The following is a 19,318-nucleotide window of genomic DNA, read 5'->3' as shown; positions in this document are numbered from 1 at the left end:
GGCAAGCTTTTGGCAGATATTAGGCTTTTTATATATGCTTTATGCCATTATTATGCATCTATCAACACTTTATTTGTTTAAGAATTGATAAAGTGTTTAGTAATTAACCGTCCCCTTTAGGAGCAAAATAATGAAATTTAGCTACGTAAATCCCACTTTAATTCAATTTGGTCAGCAACAAATTGCCGCACTTACTGATTTGATCGCAAAAGATCAAAAAGTATTAGTTGTTTACGGTGGCGGTTCTATTAAAAAGAACGGCGTGTACGACCAAGTTGCAGCAGCACTTGAAGGTTTTGATTGGGTAGAGTTTTCGGGCGTAGGTGCTAACCCAACAATTGAAGTGCTAGACCAAGCAGTAAAAATTTGTAAAGAACAAGGTATCGACTTCGTTTTAGGTGTAGGCGGCGGCTCTGTAATTGACGGTGTTAAATACATTGCAGCATCAGCTGTATATGATGGCGAAGGTTGGGATATTCCTACTGGTAAGCATACAATTACCAGTGCATTACCAATTGGTGCCGTATTAACGCTACCAGCTACAGGTTCTGAATCTAATCAAAATTCAGTAGTAAGCAAAGAAGCAACGAAGCAAAAACTACCGTTTGCATCTCCAGAAGTATTACCAAAATTTGCCATTATGGACCCTGATGTAATGAAAACATTACCGCAGCGCCAGCTTGTCAATGGTTTAGTAGATGCATGGGTACATACCTGTGAGCAGTACCTAACATTCCCAGAAGGTGCACTTGTTCAAGAAGGTTACGCAGAGGCACTGTTAAAAGCGCTTAAAACATTGGGTGATAACTTTGAAAACCAAGACGATGCATGGCGTGCAAACCTTATGTGGGCTGCAAACCAAGCACTTAACGGCTTAATTGGTTCTGGCGTATCACAAGATTGGGCAACCCACATGATTGGTCATGAATTAACAGCCGCTTATGGTGTTGATCATGCCCGTTCACTGGCTATTGTTCAGCCTTCTTTACTGCGAAATCAATTTGCAGTTAAAAAAGCAAAACTAGAACAAATGGGTAAAAACGTATTTGGTCTTGCACAAACGGACGATTTAGCAGAGCAAACAATTCAAGCGATTGAAGCGTTTTACCACAGCCTTGACGTAGCAACTGAGCTTACTGAGCATGGTGATGACAAAGCGGCTGCTATTGATAATATTATTGGCAAGCTTGAAGCGCATGGCATGGTTGCCCTTGGTGAAAACCAAGCTATTACGTTAAAAGAAAGCCGTGAAATTTTAGAACAAGCGGTTGCTTAATAACGGTTAATATTGACCGCTAACATTAGTTAGCGGCTTTTTGCAGCAAAATAAGATTGAATGAAATAAAATTTTATTTTGCTGCATTACTTTTTAGGTATTTTCAGGTACAGTGCTGAATTAGATAAGTAATGGGCTTAACTAATTGTGTATTTCAATAGGGAATTCTTTTAACTGTGCGTTCAAATCGTTTTTTAATTGTAATGTTACTTGTGCTTGTGCATAGCTTTATAAGCTGTGACGGCGCCGCGTACCATTTACAAGAAGACGTTGACCACGTAAATAGCTCATTATCGCAACTAGGTTCATCTGCTGATGATAGCGATAATGCCCCAACAGCAGAAATACATGCCCACCAGCATTGCCACAGTGGCTATAGCCACAGCTCAAATCACTCAATAACTCCCGAGAAAAGTAAACCAACTTTAGCGATATGCTATCACGGTTTACATTATCCACCAGACGTACCGCCACCGAATTCATTTAGCTAGTTTTTAATTTAATCTAATTTCAATTAATTACTGTGCTTTTAGCTGCCTACACATAAGTGTTTTATGGGCCGTTATAGGCATGTTTAGATTGCTGAGCATTTTACACTGTCGCTATCTTTTGCGTAGGTTGTGAATGGTTTGCAAGTGAACTCTGTTTATTAAAAACGGACAAGCTATATGAATAAAAAATCAATTATGTTGGTGGTGATGTTGTGCACGCTGCCTGCTTTTAGTGCGTTTGCAAATGTTAAAACACTAACTCTAAAACACGCGTTGATAAATACCGAGCAACAAAATCCGCTATTAAAACGCTACCCTTATCATCAAAAAATACTCAGTGCGCTTAAATCTCAAGCGGCACTTTCGCCTAATCCTGTCTTAAATGTAGAGGCTGAAAACCTGCTAGGAACAAACGAGGCGCGTGGTGTGCAAGGTGCTGAAATAACCTTGGCATTTAGCCAGCTTATAGAGCTTGGAGATAAACGCCAAAGCCGAATAAATTACGCTACGGCAAACATTAAAGCCCAAGCAATACAGTATCAAAATACTCGCTTAGCCTTATTAGCAACCACTGGTGAGCGCTATTACGAGGCGCTTAAATTTCAAACTTTACTTTCTCTAAATAGCGAGCGGCATCAGGTTGTAAGCCAAGCACTTAAAGCAATAAAGCAGCGAGCTGATGCCGGCGCTGTATCGCAAGCAGATGTAACCCGTATGCGTTATGCACTAAGCCAAGTTGAGCTTGATAAAGCGAAGCTAAATAGCGAATTTGAGCGAGCACGTTTATCGCTCAATGAACTGTGGAGTGAGCAACATGGCTACACGGATTTAGCAGGAAATATGACTACCCTAATACCGCTTAAATCTGAGCAAACGTTACTCAATGCGGTTAACCAAGCCCCTGACTTTGCTATGTTACAGCAGCAATACTTACAGCAAGCGGCTAACTTAACGCTGCAAAAAGCCAATGGGGAAAGTGACATTAATGTAGGTGCAGGCGTGAGCTACAACCAGCAAAACAATACCAGTTCGTTGCTGTTTTCGTTTTCAATGCCGTTGCAATTGAGTAACTCAAATATCGGTAATATTGAAGCGGCTAATAGTCAGTTGGCATTGTTACGTGAGCAGCAAGGACAGTTACGGGTTCAATTACGTCAGCAAGTTCGTACTTTGTACGCCTATTACCAAGGTAAGACATTACAGGCACAGTTGTTATCTGGGCAAGTTATTCCCCAAGCCCAAACACTCATTGAGCAAAGCTTAAAAAGCTATCAACGCGGACAAATTTCGGTGTTGCAATTACTCGATGCGCAACAAGCCCTTTTTGATTCTAAACGCGCGCTTATCAATACCTATGCAGCGTTATATCAGACCCATCTCGCACTTGAGCGTTTAACTGGCCAATCTTTAACTGAGACTTTTCAATCATGAACAACACTTTTATCGCATTATTAGTATTTCTCTCGTTTGTAGCTAGCTTAACAAGCACACATGTATTTGCCTCAGCAGAGCATGGGCAAATGCAGCAAACCCAAAAACAAGGTCCACACGGCGGCTTTTTATTAACCAACGAAAGGCTCACTCTTGAGTTAAAGCTGCAAGAATTGGCAGGTAAAGTTGAGCTGCGCGTATATGGTTATGAGCAAAAACAGCCGGTAGATATAAACGATTTAAGCATCGAAATGAACTTAAAACGCTTAGTAGAAGCGCCACAAAAAATACAATTTACCCGTGAGAATGAGTACCTTGTTAGCACGCAACCCATAAATGAGCCACATTCATTTGAGCTTTTCATTGCTGCCAATTATAAAGGTGAGCGCGTTAGTTTTGAGTACACCCAACATGAAGGCCGGACTGTGCTTAGTGAGCGAGTAGTTAAAGGTGCGGGTATTGAAACGCAGATAGCAAAAAGTGGCGAGATTGATATTTCCGATACGCTGTTTGGTGTTATTGCACCGACACAGCACGGCACAGTAGAAGTGATGGCGCCATATACCGGATTGATCAGCGATATTTTTGTCAGCATTGGTCAAACCGTTCAAAAAGGTGAGGTACTGGCCAGCGTCATCAATCGCGAAACTTTGCAAAACTACAGCATTAAAAGCCCTATTAGCGGTGTGGTGACCGAGCAGTACTTAAAGCGTGGCGAACTGGCAAGTACTCGCGCGCTTATGCAAGTCGTGAACCTTGATAAAGTATGGGTTGAGCTCTCAGCCTTTCCTGAAAACATCGAAAATCTAGCCATTGGTCAAAGCGCCACGGTGTACGATTTACATCATCATTTAAATGCCCAAGGTAAGGTGTTTTTTATCGCGCCTATGATGACCGGCGGGCACATTGCACGTGCCCGTATTGAGCTTAATAACCCTGATGGTCATTGGCGTCCAGGTATGCATGTTAATAGTGATGTTAGTATCGATAAAGTTAATGCCCGCGTGCGTGTAAAGCCTGAGGCGATTCAAGAGTTTAACGGTATGGCGAGTGTGTTTGTACGTAAAAATAGTGTGTTTGAAGTACGCCCTGTTACTTTAGGCGCAAAAAGTAGCGAGTGGGTTGAAGTCATCGCGGGTTTAAGCCCTGGTAGCGAGTACGTTACAACCAATAGCTATGTGATCAAAGCCGATATTTTAAAAAGCGGCGCAAGTCACGCTCACTAGGAGGTACCATGATTAACTGGATTGTTTCTTTTGCGGTTAAACGCCGCATGATGGTACTGGCACTGACATTTTTATTTGCTGGGTTTGGTGTGTATAACATCCAAAACTTAGCGGTAGATGCTGTACCCGATATTACCAATGTACAAGTGCAAATTAATACTAAAGCCGCCGGCTTTACGCCGCTTGAAGTTGAGCAGCGTATCACTTACTTAGTCGAAACAGCGATGGCGGGTATTCCTAAGCTTGATTATACCCGTTCGCTTTCTCGCTATGGGCTTTCTCAAGTAACCATTATTTTTGATGAAGGCACCGATATTTATTGGGCGCGTCAACAAATTGGTGAGCGTATTCAAAGTATTCGCGCCGATTTACCTAATAATATTGAGCCAAACCTTGGACCTATTGCCAGTGGTTTAGGTGAAATATTTACCTATAGCGTGCATGCAAAACCCGATGCGTTAAAAAGTGATGGTATGCCTTACAGCGCCGAAGATTTACGTACTTTACAAGACTGGGTTATTCGTCCGCAGCTTTTAAAAGTAAAAGGCGTAACCGAAATAAATAGCCAAGGTGGCTTTGAGCGCCAGTACCAAGTTGCGCCCATACCAGAAAAGCTTATTGCTTATAAGCTGACAATCAACGATGTTATTAGTGCACTTGAGCTTAATAACAGCAATCGCGGCGCCGGTTATATAGAGCGCTTTGACGGCCAATATTTAGTGCGCTCCCCTGGGCAATTAAAAACATTAGCAGATATAGCAAACACCGTTATTGCCAAGCGAGATGATGCCCCTGTGCGAATTAAAGACGTGGCAAATGTATACTTAGGAAAAGAGCTCAGAACCGGCGCGGCTACCTATAATGGCGAGGAAACCGTATTAGGCACGGCGATGATGCTAATAGGTGAAAATAGCCGTGTGGTTGCCAAAGCCATGGCTGATAAGCTGATAGAGGTACAAAAAAGTTTACCTGCAGGGGTTATTGTTGAGCCTGTTTATGACCGCACCAATCTGGTTGATAAAACCATCGCTACAGTACAAAAAAACCTGTTTGAAGGGGCGGTATTGGTCATCGTCATTTTATTGTTATTGCTTGGGAATATCACTGGTGCGCTTATTACCGCCATGGTTATTCCGCTCAGTATGCTATTTGCTATTACTGGCATGGTGGGCAATCGAGTCTCAGGTAACTTAATGAGCTTAGGCGCAATCGACTTTGGATTAATTGTAGATGGCGCGGTGATTGTGGTTGAAAACTGCCTTCGTCAATTAGGGATGGCTCAACATAAACATGGCCGCTTACTTACGCTCAGTGAGCGTTTAGAGGTTGTCACTTCAGCCACCAAAGAAGTGTTTACCCCCGCGGTATTTGGTATTTTAATTATTATGTTGGTGTATTTACCGCTCTTTGCGCTCAGTGGTGTTGAGGGCAAAATGTTTCAGCCTATGGCGTTTACCGTTGTTGCCGCGTTAATAGGTGCACTTATTTTTGCTGTTACCTTTGTGCCAGCGGCAATTGCCGTATTTGTAAGGGGTAAAGTAGATGAGAGCGAAAACGCAGTAATGCGTAGTATTAAAAAAGGTTATAAACCGCTACTTAACTTATCGCTTAAATTACCATGGCTGATGATAAGCATTGCCACTATTTTAGTGCTGGTACTTGGCTTTAAAGTTAAAAATATGGGCGCCGAATTTTTACCGCAGTTAGATGAAGGCGACATTGCAATGCATGCGCTGCGTATTACCGGCACGGGTATTGAGCAATCGGTACAAATGCAAAAGCAGTTAGAGCACGCCTTATTGGCGCAACCTGAAATTGCGACTGTATTTTCAAAAATAGGCACAGCTGATGTAGCCAGCGATCCTATGCCACCAAATGTTGCCGACACTTTTTTAATGTTAAAGCCGCGTGCGCAATGGCCTGAACCATCACTAAGTAAAGACGCGTTAGTGCAGCAAATTCGTCATCGTGTGAATGAGGTACCTGGTAATAACTATGAATTTACCCAGCCTATAGAAATGCGCTTTAACGAGTTAATTGCCGGTGTGCGTGCTGATGTCGCGCTGCGTATTTACGGTGACGATTTAGCCATACTTAAGCAATTTGGCGAAAAAGCCACAGGTTTAATGCGAAATATTACCGGTGCTACCGATGTTCGTTTAGAGCAAATGGAGGGCTTGCCTACACTTTCTGTTACCCCAATGCGAGACCATATGGCGCTACTAGGATTAACTGTAAACGACATTCAACAAACTCTTGCCGCTGCCGTTGGTGGGGTGCAAACAGGGCTGATTTATGAGGGTGATAAGCGCTTTTCGTTATTAGTACGCTTAGATAAGCGTTGGTCTGATGATGTCTCTGCGCTTGCGCGTTTACCTATTGCGTTACCTCAAAGTAGTAACTCTGAGCTTGCATTTGTACCGCTTGGAGAAGTGGCTACAATCAGTATTGAAAAAGGCCCTAATCAAATAAATCGCGAAAGCGGCAAGCGCAATGTGGTAATAACAGCTAATGTAACAGGACGCGATTTAGCCAGCTTTGTAAGCGATGCCCAGGCGACTATGAACGCACAACTTAACCTACCCAGTGGTTATTGGCTTGAATACGGCGGTACGTTTGAGCAATTACAATCGGCGAGTAAGCGTTTGTCGTTGGTAGTGCCTGTGACTTTATTGCTTATTTTTGGCTTACTTTATAGTGCCTTTGGCTCGCTGCGTGATTCACTGATTATATTCAGTGGCGTACCACTGGCACTAACCGGTGGGGTATTAGCATTATTGCTACGAGATATGCCGCTTTCTATTTCAGCGGGTGTGGGATTTATTGCTCTAAGTGGGGTTGCGGTATTAAACGGTGTGGTGATGCTGTCGTTTATTAAGCAGTTACGAAATGAGGGATTAAGCTTATACCATGCAATACATAGCGGGGCATTACAGCGATTACGCCCAGTGCTAATGACCGCGCTTGTGGCTAGTTTAGGGTTTATTCCTATGGCGCTAAATACCGGTACCGGCGCTGAAATACAATGGCCTTTGGCAACCGTGGTGGTTGGCGGAATTATTTCATCAACTCTGCTTACGCTATTAATATTACCTGCACTTTATAAATTAGTGCATGCAAAGTTTACTAGGCATCAAGCTGCTTAGCTAATTGCATCTTGTTAAGTAACGTAAAAAGCAGCTGTAATGACAGCTGCTTTTTTGTTGTTAAGTAAACTTTGCACATTAATTATATTGAAACAGGTTATCCCAGCGCTCATCCAAAATAGTTTTTGCATGATCTAAATTTATTGCACTATACACATTGTTAGTGCAGGTTACTAAACGCATCCGAGTGAGCTTTTCAAGCGCATCGCTAATTTCAAAATCTAGCTCGCATTTATACTTTGTTTTAAACCACGTCTCTATTTGCTCATCAAGCATTTGTGCGCTTAAGCCACTTTCTGATTTTAGTAAAAATGTATAGGCAAGCAGAGCTTCTTTTATGTCTTCTTCTTCGGCGGCGTCTATAAGGGTATGAAAAACACCGGCGTTGTTATCAAGGTTTTTAAAGTAAAGATTATCGCTCAGTGCTTTCATAAATTTAATTTTACGGTTTTTAAATTTACTCCACTCTTTAAACACAAAACTGCCAAATACTCCAATACCAATGGCTAACGTAATAAAGTGCTGCTGAGTCATGGTAACGGCTTTATCACTAAACCCTCCCCAAAATGTAAACAAAGCAAACAGTAAAAGTAATGAGGCGCCCAGTTTGGTAACTAATACCACCGCACCGCCAATAAGTGCCGATGAGCCAATAATCACTTTATCAATAGGGCGCATGCGTACTTCGCTATTAGGAAATAGCATTTCTAAGTCAGCTTTTGGCACATTTTGAAATAGTTTTACTATGGTTGAGCTGGGCTCAAACCCCATAGGTAGTTTATTTTTTGATTCAAAATAGGCTTTGTCTTTAAAACGGATAAATACTGCTACGCGATCGTAGTTGGTAAAATGCAGTGGCTTTTTACGTAACCCCCAAAAACTGGTTATGGTTTCGGTGAGTTGCGACTCGCCACGGCGATAAAAAACCACTTCTTCAAAATCCTCAAACTCTACCTCAAGGCGCACTTTAAATAGTGATTCTTCGTTTAGTGCATCTTGCAAGTCTTGATGGGTGATCACTTCAAAATTAGCCGCGTTTAGAACTTTGGCAAAATCTTTAGCAAAATCACGTTGGCACTGGGCTTTTTGCTCATCAGTCACGCTGTTTATCAAACGAGTATCACTATTTGGATCAAAAGGCGCGTAATTATTTTTTAATGACTCAAGTGTGCCATGGTACTGAAAGTGAATTAAGCTGGCTAAAAGTTCACAAAGCTGCTTAAAAGAAGTTTGTTGGTCTTTAGCAAGCTCTTTGGCGCACATTGTAATGATGTCGTGTTTTCTAAAGGGAATGTAGCGAGCAGTTTGCATATTGTGAAAATTTTAAAAGTATAATGATATGTAAAGATAATAAAGCAGTCTTTTACTGATTACTATGTTGAGTGTATTTCTTCAGGTAGCATTAACCTTATTATGAGATGATTTAATCACTTACCTAATTGCTAACAGGACGTTTATGGCTATACAAAAAAAGCTCAAGAAAAAAACACGTCAGTTTATTGAGTCTAAAAATATGCTCGGTGGTATTACTATCGCCTCATTTTTAGAATCCACCATAGTGCCCATTCCACTCGAGGCGGTGCTGGTACCGCTAATGCAAGCAAGGCGGGAAAAGCTTTGGCAAATTGCCCTTATGGCAACACTCGGTTGTATTGTAGGTGCGTTATTTGGCTATGCTTTAGGCTATTACTTATTTGATATAATTGGCGATTGGGTTATCAATACATTCTCAAGCCCTGAGCAGTTTGAAAACGTAAAACAAAAAATGCAGGCACAAGGATTTTGGTTTGTATTAAGCCTAGGTATCGTGCCTATTCCGTTTCAAATTGCGATGCTAGCCGCTGGCGCAACTAAGTATTCTCTGGCGCTGTTTTTATTAGCAAGCGCTATTGCTCGCTCTATACGTTATTTTGGTCTGGCAATAGTGGTGTATTATGCGGGCAATCAAGCTGAACGTATTATCAGCAAGCACAAAACTAAGACTATGATTGGATTAACTATTTTAATTGCTATTGGCTGGATAATTAGTACGCAAATATAAATAAAGTAGTTTAAGTTTATGGTATAGTTTTTAGTAACAATAATAAATTTAAATACAGCCCATGATGAATCCGGAAAAAGTGAGCCTCAAGCTCAGCCGCTTTGTAAAAATTACCAGATTAAACAAGCTGTTAATTTTAGCTATGCTGGCATTTATTATTGGCTTTTCAATCTTTTCGTTAATGCGCTTTCCTTTATTGGATTTCAAGCAAAATCTTTACGGCTTTACCACTGACTTTATTAACTTAGTGGTTATTTTTACAATTTTCTTTATGGTGCAATGCTCACAATTAGCTAAAAAAGCCTATTTATATGTCAGTATCGGTTTAATGTTATGGATTGTAGCATCTACTGCCGATGTGCTTGATGAAGTAATACATCAGCCTCTTTGGATAAGTAATTACGTAGAGGATTTATGTCGCACATTGGGTATGTTAATTACCGTTTATGGTTTATTTAAAACCATGCACTTTATGCAGCGAATGCACAACCGTTTAGCGCAAGAATTTATTATGGATGATTTAACTAAAGTGTATAACCGTCGCTGCTTTTATCAGCATGTGAAGGAGGAGGTTAATAACCCTTACACTGTTTTAATCATAGATCTTGATCATTTCAAACGTATTAATGACGATTTTGGCCATGATGTGGGCGATCAGGTGCTTAAACAGTTCGCAGATAAAGTGAACCATCTTTTTAAAAATGAAAATATTTTTGCTCGCATAGGCGGTGAGGAATTCGCCGCTTACCTACCTAGTTATGAGCTTGATGAAGTGCTTAACTTTGCGCAGACTATTCTAGAAACTGCTCGTACTATTACAGTACAAAATCAGCGTTCTTTAACGGTTAGTATCGGTATTGCGCACCGTAGCAGCGATCAGAGTTTTGAAAATGTAATGAAACGTGCAGATCAGGCATTATACCGAGCTAAAAAAGCAGGCCGTGATCGCCTTGAGGTTGCTTAAACATAGTAATTTTATAAAATAGATTTCGCTTGTGCTATTTTTGGGGACTTCTGTTGCGAGATAAAAAAGGGACTGTATGGATGAGTTAATCGGATTAGCAATTATTGTATCTATTGCGATTGTTGCAGGGGCTATTTGTGGATTAGTGGCCTTAGTGCAATTGAACACCCTTAAACAAGAGGTTGCAGTATTAAAACTAAAACTATTACAGTTTGAGTCAAATCAAAATGTAGCAAAAAATGAAAAATCCTCCGCTGACCCTCAAGTAGATAACGCAATACCTCTAAACCGCTCAGATATTCCTGCTGCTGTTAATGAACCAGTAAGCATTAAACCTCCACCACCTCGTAAAACGATAACTAAAAAACCATCGAGTATTGAGTTGCTATTTAAGCAGTTGCGTGCAGGCTTTGAGCAAAATTGGATGACCTGGATTGGTGCTATTGCTTTGGCTTTAGGTGGTGTGTTTTTAGCAAAATACAGTTTAGAGGCGGGGCTACTTTCACCTGCAATGAGGCTCAGTGCTGGTGGATTATTTGGTATTGGCTTAATCGTAGCAGCGTATTATTTACATTATAAACGCATCGTTTTTGAGGGCTTTAATAATTATATTCCTGCAGCCCTTGCAAGTGGCGGCTTTATAACTTGTTTTGCCTTAATGTTTTTAGCTTATAACAGCTTTAGCATGCTAAGTGCTGAGTGGGCATTTATTGGCTTAGCAGTCATTGCTCTTTGCGCCAGTGCAATGGCAATAAAGTTAGGTCCTTTACTTGCTGTAATAGGCATTATAGGCGCATACAGTGTTCCTATTTGGGTAAATACGGGCAGTGGGCAGTTATTTTCTTTACTTATTTATGTTGCCCTTGTGAGTGTTGCTGCGGCAATAGTGGCACATAAAGTAAAGCGTATTTGGCTGTGGTATTTACTATGGGTAGGGCATATTGGCTGGTATTTGGTTGGACTCACTTTATTTACCTACGACACAGTGTGGTTAATAGGCGCTTATGCGTTACTAAGTATTTTAGGCTTAATCGCTATTGCACGTTTAGGCTTGGGCTTTAATACCCTTGAAGTACGCCCACACAGCTTCAAACGGTTAGTTAATTTATTTCCAGATCACGGATTATTAATAGCCTTTATTGCTCCTTTAATGATTGCCATGTTGTTGAGTGTGTTTAATTTTCAGTGGCAAATCGTGGCGTTGTTAAGCATCGTTTTGTTACTATTTTTAGTGCTAAAAAATAGCCGTTGGGATGCATGGCAGGCTGTCGCTTTATTAATTGCACTGATATTAGTGGTCAGTGCTAAACAAACTTATGCCTTTGATGATGCGTTATTTATTTTTAAAAATGAATACGGATTAGGCTTATTACTTGCTCTGGGGCTAAGTGGCTATGGACTCTATTTTGGTAATAAATACCCAAAACGATTAGCCTTTCATTTGCTTGCTTCATTAAGCATGTTTGCATTAGTTGGCACTTTGTATGCGATGATCCCAAACACGGCTTTAGCAACCGCTTACCCACTTTGGGCGGTGTTGCTATGTTTAATGAGTGCAGTGTTAATTAAATTTACGCAAAATAATACAGCCTTATGGCAGCGCTTTAGTTATTGGGTGGGGGCAAACGCCAATATTACCTTAGCAATTACTATGTTACTCAGCGATAGTGGCCTTACCATTGCTCTGGCTGTTCAAGTCTTACTGCTGAGCTTACTGATAAAAAAATACAATGTGGCTATGCCACACTGGCCAATAAAAGCACTTGTGGCGGCATTACTTTTACGCCTAACTTTATCACCTTGGACGCCTAGTTATGATGAGCTAAGCATATTTGGTTTGCATTGGAGTTTAGTTGTTTACCCACTGTGTATTGGGTTATTTTTTGCAGCAGCTAAATGTTTTAATACTTCACAATTAAAAGTATGGCTTGAAGGGGCTGCACTACATTGTTTAGCGTTATTTGTGACAACCGAAACGAGTTATCAACTGGTGGGCCATTACCCACAACTTTTTTCTTTAAGTTTTTATGAGCAAGTTTTGCTCAGTTGTAACTTGCTTGCTTTAGGCTGCGTTTATTTATATCGCGCGCAAAGTGCAGGGCAGCTGGGTAAGTTATACCGCACTGCAGGTTTGATTTTATCAGCGTTAGCTGGCCTGTTGTTAATCAATACAATGTTGGATAATAATCCGTTATTAATGCGTCTTTATGTTGGTGAAACGCCAATCTTTAACTGGGTGCTTTTAATTTGGTTGGTACCGAGCCTGCTGGCGTTATGGTTAGCGAGTTTAGTTAAATCGTTAAATGCTAAATTGAGTCAAATTACACTCGGTGTGTCTGGTTTATTAGCCCTGTTAGCTATCAACAGCTTGATCCGTCAATATTGGCAAGGTGGCTTCATTTATCTTGATAAAGCAACCAGTGACGCCGAGCTATATAGCTACTCGGTTATTTGGTTATTACTCGGCGCGCTGGTAGTGATAGCCGGGCATTTAAAGCAGCAACGGTTACTGCAAAATGTTGGTTTAGGTATTCTTGGCGCTGTAATTGTTAAGGTGTTTTTAATTGATATGGCAAATTTAACGGGACTTCTAAAAGCATTGTCCTTCATTGGTTTAGGGCTGTCGCTGGTAGGGCTTAGTTGGTTATTCCAAAAACTCAGAGAGCGCATTCATAGTTAAGTTCAAGCCCAGTACTTACTGGGCTTAAGCTCTTATTAATCGTTAAGTGCTGTGATTCAGCAGTGCTTTAAGCTTACCAGGTTTTACTGGTTTACTCAGATAATGAATATTTTCGGCTTTGGTGGTTTGTTTTAGCTCAGTGTCACGCACTGCGGTAATTAAAATAGCCGGAATATCGCTTTGCCAGATTTCGCGTAGCGCTTTAATTAAAGTAATGCCATCCCAATCATTACCTAACTGATAGTCCATTAAAATAACATCAGGTGCTCTCTGTTCTTTTGCATAAGTTAACACCGCGTCTACTTTATCGAATAGGGTGTAATTTGCCTGCCAGCGCTTCAGTAGGCTAGCCATAGCTGCAAGGTTTTCAGGGTCGTCGTCAACGGCAATAATATTTATCGCGGCGCGGTTGTCGACTATATTTTGACTGGTTTGTTTTTGCTGTACTAATTGCGCATCACCATAAGGCACTTCAATGCTAAATCGGCTGCCTTTATTGGGTAATGAAACCACATCAATCGGCAGGCTTAATAGATCAGCCATACGTTTAACCACCCCTAAACCTAAGCCAACGCCTTTATTATCGCCCGCTTCAATTCGATAAAAGTCGTTAAATATTTTTGCTTGTTCAATGTCGCTAATACCTGGGCCGGTATCCCATACTTCAATCCGTAAACTGTGTTTTCTGTTTCTACAAGCAATTAATACACGGCCATTTTCGGTGTATTTAATCGCATTTGACAGTAAGTTTTGTAGTATTCGGCGTAAGTAAGTAATGTCGCTGTGTACTATTTGTTTATTTGAACGTACTTTAAATGAGAGTCCTTTATCGCTCGATAAAATCGCATATTCGCTTTTAAGGGGATCTAAAATATCATCAATGTAAAAGTGTCGAGGATTTGGGGTCATTGCCCCTTGCTCTAGCTTGGCAATTTCTAATAAAGCCGACATTAAATGCACGGTGGAATCTAGGCTATCACCCAGTTTATTAAAGTTATTTTTATTGGTGCTATCTAACTGAGTTTCATCAATGGCGGCTAAGTATAATCGTGCCGCATTGAGCGGTTGTAAAATATCATGGCTGGCCAGTGCTAAAAAGCGAGTTTTACTATCATTCGCTTGCTCAGCTTCACGTTTAGCTAAAGTAAGTGCTTGCTCTGTTTGTACGCGACTATCGATTTGTGCTTGCAGGCTACTATTAATGGTTTGCACTTCTTGGGTGCGCGCTTCAATGCGGTTTTCTAAGTCCATATTAATTTCTTCGAGCGCATTTTGCGTACTAATATGATTAGTAATATCAGAAAAACTCGTTACAAACCCCCCATCAGGCAGTGGGTTGCCTATCATTTCGTAAACTTGGCCATTTCGACGATGGCGAATAAAATGATGTGAACTGCCATTTTTTAAATGCTGAACCCGCTTATCAACATGGCGCTCAATTTCACCTGGGCCGCATTCACCGCGCTCTGCGTTATACCGTATTATTTCTTCAATGGGCTGGCCAACTTGTAAAAAACCCTCAGGATAGTTAAACATTTCGCTATAGCGTTTATTCCAAGCAACGAGGTTAAGATCTTTATCTACCACAGAGAGTCCGTGGCTTAAGTTTTCTAGTGAGGTAAATAGTAAGTTCTGATTAAACTGCAGTGCTTGTGTGGTTTCATCAAAAAAGTTTACCACTTCTTCAAACGCCATCCGTTTGCCAGATGATACTGTATGAATAAGTGCTTGCGCAGAGGAAGCACCTAATACTCCAGTCAGTGCGCGTTCGCAGTAGGCAATAAAGTCAGCGCGAGGGTGTGCATTGTTGTCGTTTAAATCATGATGGAGTGCGTAATGCGATAAAATTTGCTGGCTACGCTGAATGCCTAAAAAGGTTTGCAGTAAAATTTTAAAGTCGTATACCGTGGCTTTTACGTTTTTATTTAAGCGACGAGATAAAATGGCCTGATCTTTGGGATTAACAAATGCCGCCGCTTGAATTTTATCGATTAAGCGCTCTTCAGCTCCCAAGGAAAAGCTAATGTAACAGCCAATATTAGCAAACAATGCGATTAAGGTGCCTCTAGTTATAAGCGTTTGTTGCAGTTCACTGTCTAGTGGGTTAGGGGCTTCTAAAATAGGCAACATCAAAAATAGCACCCAACAAATGACCCCTGCGAGTAGCCCAGCATAAACACCATAAGCATGACCTTTTCGCCAATATAAACCACCCACAATAGCAGGCAATAATTGTGACACTAATGAGAAAGCCACTAAGCCCATACTGGCTAGCGCACTGCCACTACCAAACCATTGCTGATAGAAGTAGGCTAAAATAAGCACCCCAGCAATGGTAAAACGCCGTACTAATAAAATGCGGGATTTGTAGCTAGTGGTGATTAAATTACGTTTAAATTTACGGCGCAACATTAAGGGGAGCACCACGTCGTTGGAGATCATGGTGCTTAGTGTAAGTGTTGCAACAACAATCATGGCTGTGGCAGCAGAAAGCCCACCTATAAACACAAAGGTGGTTAAAAAAGCGTTATCGTGCAGCATAGGCAGTGCCAGTACAAAGCTATCTGGGGATAAACTGCGGCCTATTTCTGGGTGAATAGCAGCGGTGGCAATAGGTAAAATCATTGCTGCGGTTAATAACAAGTACAATGGAAAAGCCCAGCGAGCAGTAAATAAATGGCGCTTATCTTGGTTATCAACCACGGTGACATGAAACTGCCTTGGCAAACAAATTATAGCGGCCGCCGCCATTAGTGACTGACCTATAAAGTTAAAGCTAAAAAAGTCGAACTGCGCCCAATGCAGCCAAATTGACTCGGCAACTTGGCTAGAACCCTCTGTGGGTAAATTAAATAAGCTATATATTGCAAGCCCTGCAACAGCCGCCAGAGCAAACAACTTTATTAGCGACTCAAACGCCACAGCGAGCATTAAGCCTGAGCGGTACTCGGTTACATCAACTTTGCGCGTGCCAAAAAATATAGCAAATAGTGCCATCATTAAAGTGGCTGATAACGCCAAAATATCTCCAGATATTTGATTACTATTTTGCAAAAGTAAAAAGCTGGAACTAAGCGCTTTTAATTGCAAAGCAATGTAAGGAATAGTGGCCAATAAGGCAATAATGGTCACCATAATTGCAGTGGTTTGGCGTTTGCCGTAACGCGCTGAAATAAAGTCGGCAATAGTGGTGATATTTTGTTTTTTACTCACCAATACCAGTTTACGTAAAAAGCCTTGGCCGAAAAAAACAGTAAGGCGGGTCCTAATAAAATAGGCAAAAAGCTCCAACTACTAGTAGCAGCGGTACCTACCGAGCCATAGTAAGTCCACGAAGTACAATAAATTCCCAATGCAAATGAATACACAAATGGGTGATGACTAATACGCTTGGCAAGTGGGGTGGTCTTATCACCCCAATTTGCCAGCCAAAACAGCACGCCTATGTAGCCAAAGGCAACAATGAGTAGTACAGCTGTCATGTTTATTTAACCTCGTAGAGTGTTTTTATAATTTGTCATAACTATACCCAAACTATTTCAAGATGCGAGCGCCAGTTGGAGTTTGAAGTAGTTTGCTTATTAACAATACCTAGCTGCAAATAAAGTAGGGGGTATACATTTTGTTTATGTTATCTATAAATAAAATAAAACTATGATATTTAAGGGTTAATTTGTTTTTGTCTATTTAGTTAGACTAATGTCTTATTCCCACGGTTTGTTTTAATTTGGCTAAAAGCTTGAGCAATAAAAATCTATTAAGCTACTGAAATTTAAGTGGTTCATGAGTTGTTTATTAATTGATCATGCGCAGTTTACGGAAACGTTAATATGTTGTTACGACTATTGTCGCAATTCAATATTTGAATTGCATTGCTAAATTGGTTAACGAATATAAAAAACCACCCATCACAATCGTGATGTTTAAAGGGGAAAATAAAAATGGCTTTTAAAAATGAAGAACAAGCAAAAGCTTATTGGGCAGAAAACATTTCATTACTGTTTAAATTATTAGCAGTATGGTTTGTGGTCTCTTTTGGCTTTGGCATATTACTGGTTGATGTACTTAATGAAGTACGTTTTTTTGGGTTTAAACTTGGCTTCTGGTTCGCCCAGCAAGGCGCGATTTATACCTTTGTGGCTTTGATTTTTGTGTACGTTTTCAAAATGAATACGTTAGATAAAAAATATGGCGTAGACGAATAGGAGCTAGTCAATGGATGTTCAAATACTCACATTTATAATTGTCGGTTTAAGCTTTGCGCTTTATATCGGTATTGCAATTTGGGCTCGAGCTGGGTCCACAAATGAATTCTACGTTGCTGGTGGTGGTGTACCTCCACTAGCCAATGGTATGGCAACTGCTGCGGATTGGATGAGTGCTGCGTCATTCATTTCAATGGCGGGTATTATCTCGTTTGCGGGTTACGACGGAAGTGTTTACTTAATGGGGTGGACCGGTGGTTATGTACTACTGGCTATGTGTTTAGCGCCTTACTTACGTAAATTCGGCAAGTTTACCGTGCCAGACTTTATCGGTGACCGTTACTACTCACGTACTGCGCGTTTAGTGGCTATTTTATGTGCCATCTTTATTTGTTTTACTTACATTGCGGGTCAAATGCGTGGTGTTGGTGTAGTGTTCTCTCGCTTCTTAGAAGTTGAAATTGAAACCGGTGTTTATATCGGTATGATCATTGTTTTCTTCTATGCCGTACTTGGTGGCATGAAAGGTATTACTTACACGCAAGTTGCGCAGTATTGTGTACTGGTATTTGCTTATTTAGTACCGGCTATTTTTATCTCTATGATGGCAACAGGTCACTTTTTTCCACAAACAGGCTTTGGTGCCACGCTAAGTGATGGCTCAGGTATGTATGTACTTGATAAGCTCGATGGTTTAAGTACCGAGCTTGGATTTGGCCAATACACTGAAGGCTCAAAGAGCATGATTGATGTATTTGCAATCACAGGTGCTCTTATGGTGGGTACAGCCGGCTTACCACACGTAATTGTTCGCTTTTTCACTGTTCCTCGCGTTAAAGACACACGTATTTCAGCAGCATGGACACTGGTGTTTATTGCTATTGTTTACACAACAGCACCTGCAGTAGCTTCGTTTGCCCGTGTAAACATGATTGATACAATTAATGGTAAAGACGGAAGTGGTACAGCGTATGCAGAGGCACCAGCTTGGATCAAAAACTGGGAACGCACAGGCCTAATCACCTTTAATGATAAAAATGGTGACGGCAAAATGTTCTACACATCAGGTAAAATCACTGACCCTAATAGCGCAAACGAAGTAAATGTTGACCGCGATATTATGGTACTAGCGAATCCTGAAATAGCCGACTTACCAGCCTGGGTTATTGCACTCGTTGCAGCAGGTGGTATTGCCGCGGCACTATCGACTACAGCGGGCTTACTATTGGTTATTTCAACCTCAGTATCGCACGATTTACTTAAACGGACACTTAAACCGGATATAACCGACAAGCAAGAATTACTTGCAGCGAGGTTGGCAGCGATGATTGCTATTGTAATATCCGCTTACTTTGGGATTAACCCGCCAGGATTTGTGGCCTCGGTTGTTGCCTTTGCCTTCGGCTTAGCGGCGGCGAGCTTCTTCCCTGCAATTATTATGGGTATTTTCTCTAAATCAATGAATAAACATGGTGCAATTGCAGGCATGGTAACGGGTATCACCTTTACTGCTGCATACATCATCTACTTCAAGTTTGTGAGCCCAGAGCTTAATAGCCCTGAAAATTGGTTCTTAGGTATTTCACCTGAAGGGATTGGTTTAGTAGGCATGATCATTAACTTTGCAGTAGCTGCAGGTGTTATGAAAATGACTCAACCGACACCAGTTGAAATTCAAGAAATGGTTGAAGGTATTCGTAATCCTAAAGGGTCTAGTGAAGCGCATGCTCACTAATCCATATATCTAATGATATAACCCATCAAAGCCCGACTTAAGTCGGGCTTTTTATTTGTTTAAATAATGACTACATTAAATAATCGCTATATTAAATAACCATATTTCAGGTTAAGTCGCTTT

General features: G+C 41.0%; 11 protein-coding genes and 1 pseudogene. 10 read left to right on the top strand and 2 right to left on the bottom strand.

Annotated features, from left to right (window positions below; all coding sequences use genetic code 11):
- Nucleotides 1-130 precede the first annotated feature (130 nt).
- The 5 genes from AB8618_RS12745 (at nucleotide 131) to AB8618_RS12725 (ending at nucleotide 7,570) form a co-directional block, all read left to right on the top strand.
- The gene (locus tag AB8618_RS12745) at nucleotides 131-1,276 is read left to right on the top strand and encodes an iron-containing alcohol dehydrogenase (protein WP_413400742.1); all 1,146 of its coding nucleotides are present in this window, start codon (nucleotides 131-133) and stop codon (nucleotides 1,274-1,276) included.
- A 176-nt stretch (nucleotides 1,277-1,452) separates the two neighbouring features.
- Nucleotides 1,453-1,767, top strand: coding sequence for a hypothetical protein (locus tag AB8618_RS12740; protein WP_076918390.1), 315 nt, complete (start codon nucleotides 1,453-1,455; stop codon nucleotides 1,765-1,767).
- A 177-nt stretch (nucleotides 1,768-1,944) separates the two neighbouring features.
- Nucleotides 1,945-3,198, top strand: a complete 1,254-nt coding sequence (locus tag AB8618_RS12735) for a TolC family protein (protein WP_413400741.1) — start codon at nucleotides 1,945-1,947, stop codon at nucleotides 3,196-3,198.
- Entirely contained in the window at nucleotides 3,195-4,424 is a 1,230-nt protein-coding gene (locus AB8618_RS12730) for an efflux RND transporter periplasmic adaptor subunit (RefSeq protein WP_413400739.1), read from the top strand. The genes AB8618_RS12735 and AB8618_RS12730 overlap by 4 nt, the downstream gene beginning before the upstream one ends.
- Before the next feature lie 8 nt (nucleotides 4,425-4,432).
- On the top strand, nucleotides 4,433-7,570 hold the full coding sequence (locus AB8618_RS12725) for an efflux RND transporter permease subunit (protein ID WP_413400737.1): 3,138 nt from the start codon (nucleotides 4,433-4,435) through the stop codon (nucleotides 7,568-7,570).
- A gap of 78 nt (nucleotides 7,571-7,648) precedes the next feature.
- Here AB8618_RS12725 and AB8618_RS12720 read toward each other — a convergent pair whose 3' ends face one another.
- Entirely contained in the window at nucleotides 7,649-8,881 is a 1,233-nt protein-coding gene (locus AB8618_RS12720; protein ID WP_413400736.1) for a TMEM143 family protein, read from the bottom strand.
- A gap of 145 nt (nucleotides 8,882-9,026) precedes the next feature.
- On the opposite strand from AB8618_RS12720, the gene AB8618_RS12715 reads away from it, so the two are divergent.
- The 3 genes from AB8618_RS12715 to AB8618_RS12705 all read left to right on the top strand — a co-directional run bounded on the left by AB8618_RS12715 (nucleotide 9,027) and on the right by AB8618_RS12705 (nucleotide 13,255).
- Nucleotides 9,027-9,611: a YqaA family protein gene (locus AB8618_RS12715; protein ID WP_409423813.1), complete on the top strand. Its 585-nt coding sequence runs from the start codon at nucleotides 9,027-9,029 to the stop codon at nucleotides 9,609-9,611.
- Between the two features lie 64 nt (nucleotides 9,612-9,675).
- On the top strand, nucleotides 9,676-10,575 hold the full coding sequence (locus AB8618_RS12710; protein ID WP_413402877.1) for a GGDEF domain-containing protein: 900 nt from the start codon (nucleotides 9,676-9,678) through the stop codon (nucleotides 10,573-10,575).
- Nucleotides 10,576-10,651: 76 nt separating this feature from the next.
- Nucleotides 10,652-13,255: a DUF2339 domain-containing protein gene (locus AB8618_RS12705; RefSeq protein WP_409423812.1), complete on the top strand. Its 2,604-nt coding sequence runs from the start codon at nucleotides 10,652-10,654 to the stop codon at nucleotides 13,253-13,255.
- A gap of 42 nt (nucleotides 13,256-13,297) precedes the next feature.
- On the opposite strand, the pseudogene AB8618_RS12700 reads toward AB8618_RS12705, so the two are convergent.
- A pseudogene (locus tag AB8618_RS12700) lies at nucleotides 13,298-16,737 on the bottom strand (PAS-domain containing protein).
- A gap of 459 nt (nucleotides 16,738-17,196) precedes the next feature.
- Between AB8618_RS12700 and AB8618_RS12695 the strand changes: the two are divergent.
- Together AB8618_RS12695 and AB8618_RS12690 are read left to right on the top strand one after the other, a co-directional pair.
- Nucleotides 17,197-17,460 (top strand): DUF4212 domain-containing protein, encoded by a 264-nt coding sequence (locus tag AB8618_RS12695; RefSeq protein ID WP_008464847.1) that lies wholly within the window; start codon nucleotides 17,197-17,199, stop codon nucleotides 17,458-17,460.
- A 10-nt stretch (nucleotides 17,461-17,470) separates the two neighbouring features.
- Nucleotides 17,471-19,195, top strand: a complete 1,725-nt coding sequence (locus AB8618_RS12690) for a sodium:solute symporter family protein (protein WP_109874178.1) — start codon at nucleotides 17,471-17,473, stop codon at nucleotides 19,193-19,195.
- Nucleotides 19,196-19,318 lie beyond the last annotated feature (123 nt).

Origin of the sequence: Pseudoalteromonas sp. RW-H-Ap-1 (genome assembly GCF_048318575.1) — a bacterium.
Lineage (GTDB): Bacteria > Pseudomonadota > Gammaproteobacteria > Enterobacterales > Alteromonadaceae > Pseudoalteromonas.
Note: the sequence above shows the minus strand (reverse complement) of the source record. Positions and strands in the feature narration are given on the sequence as shown.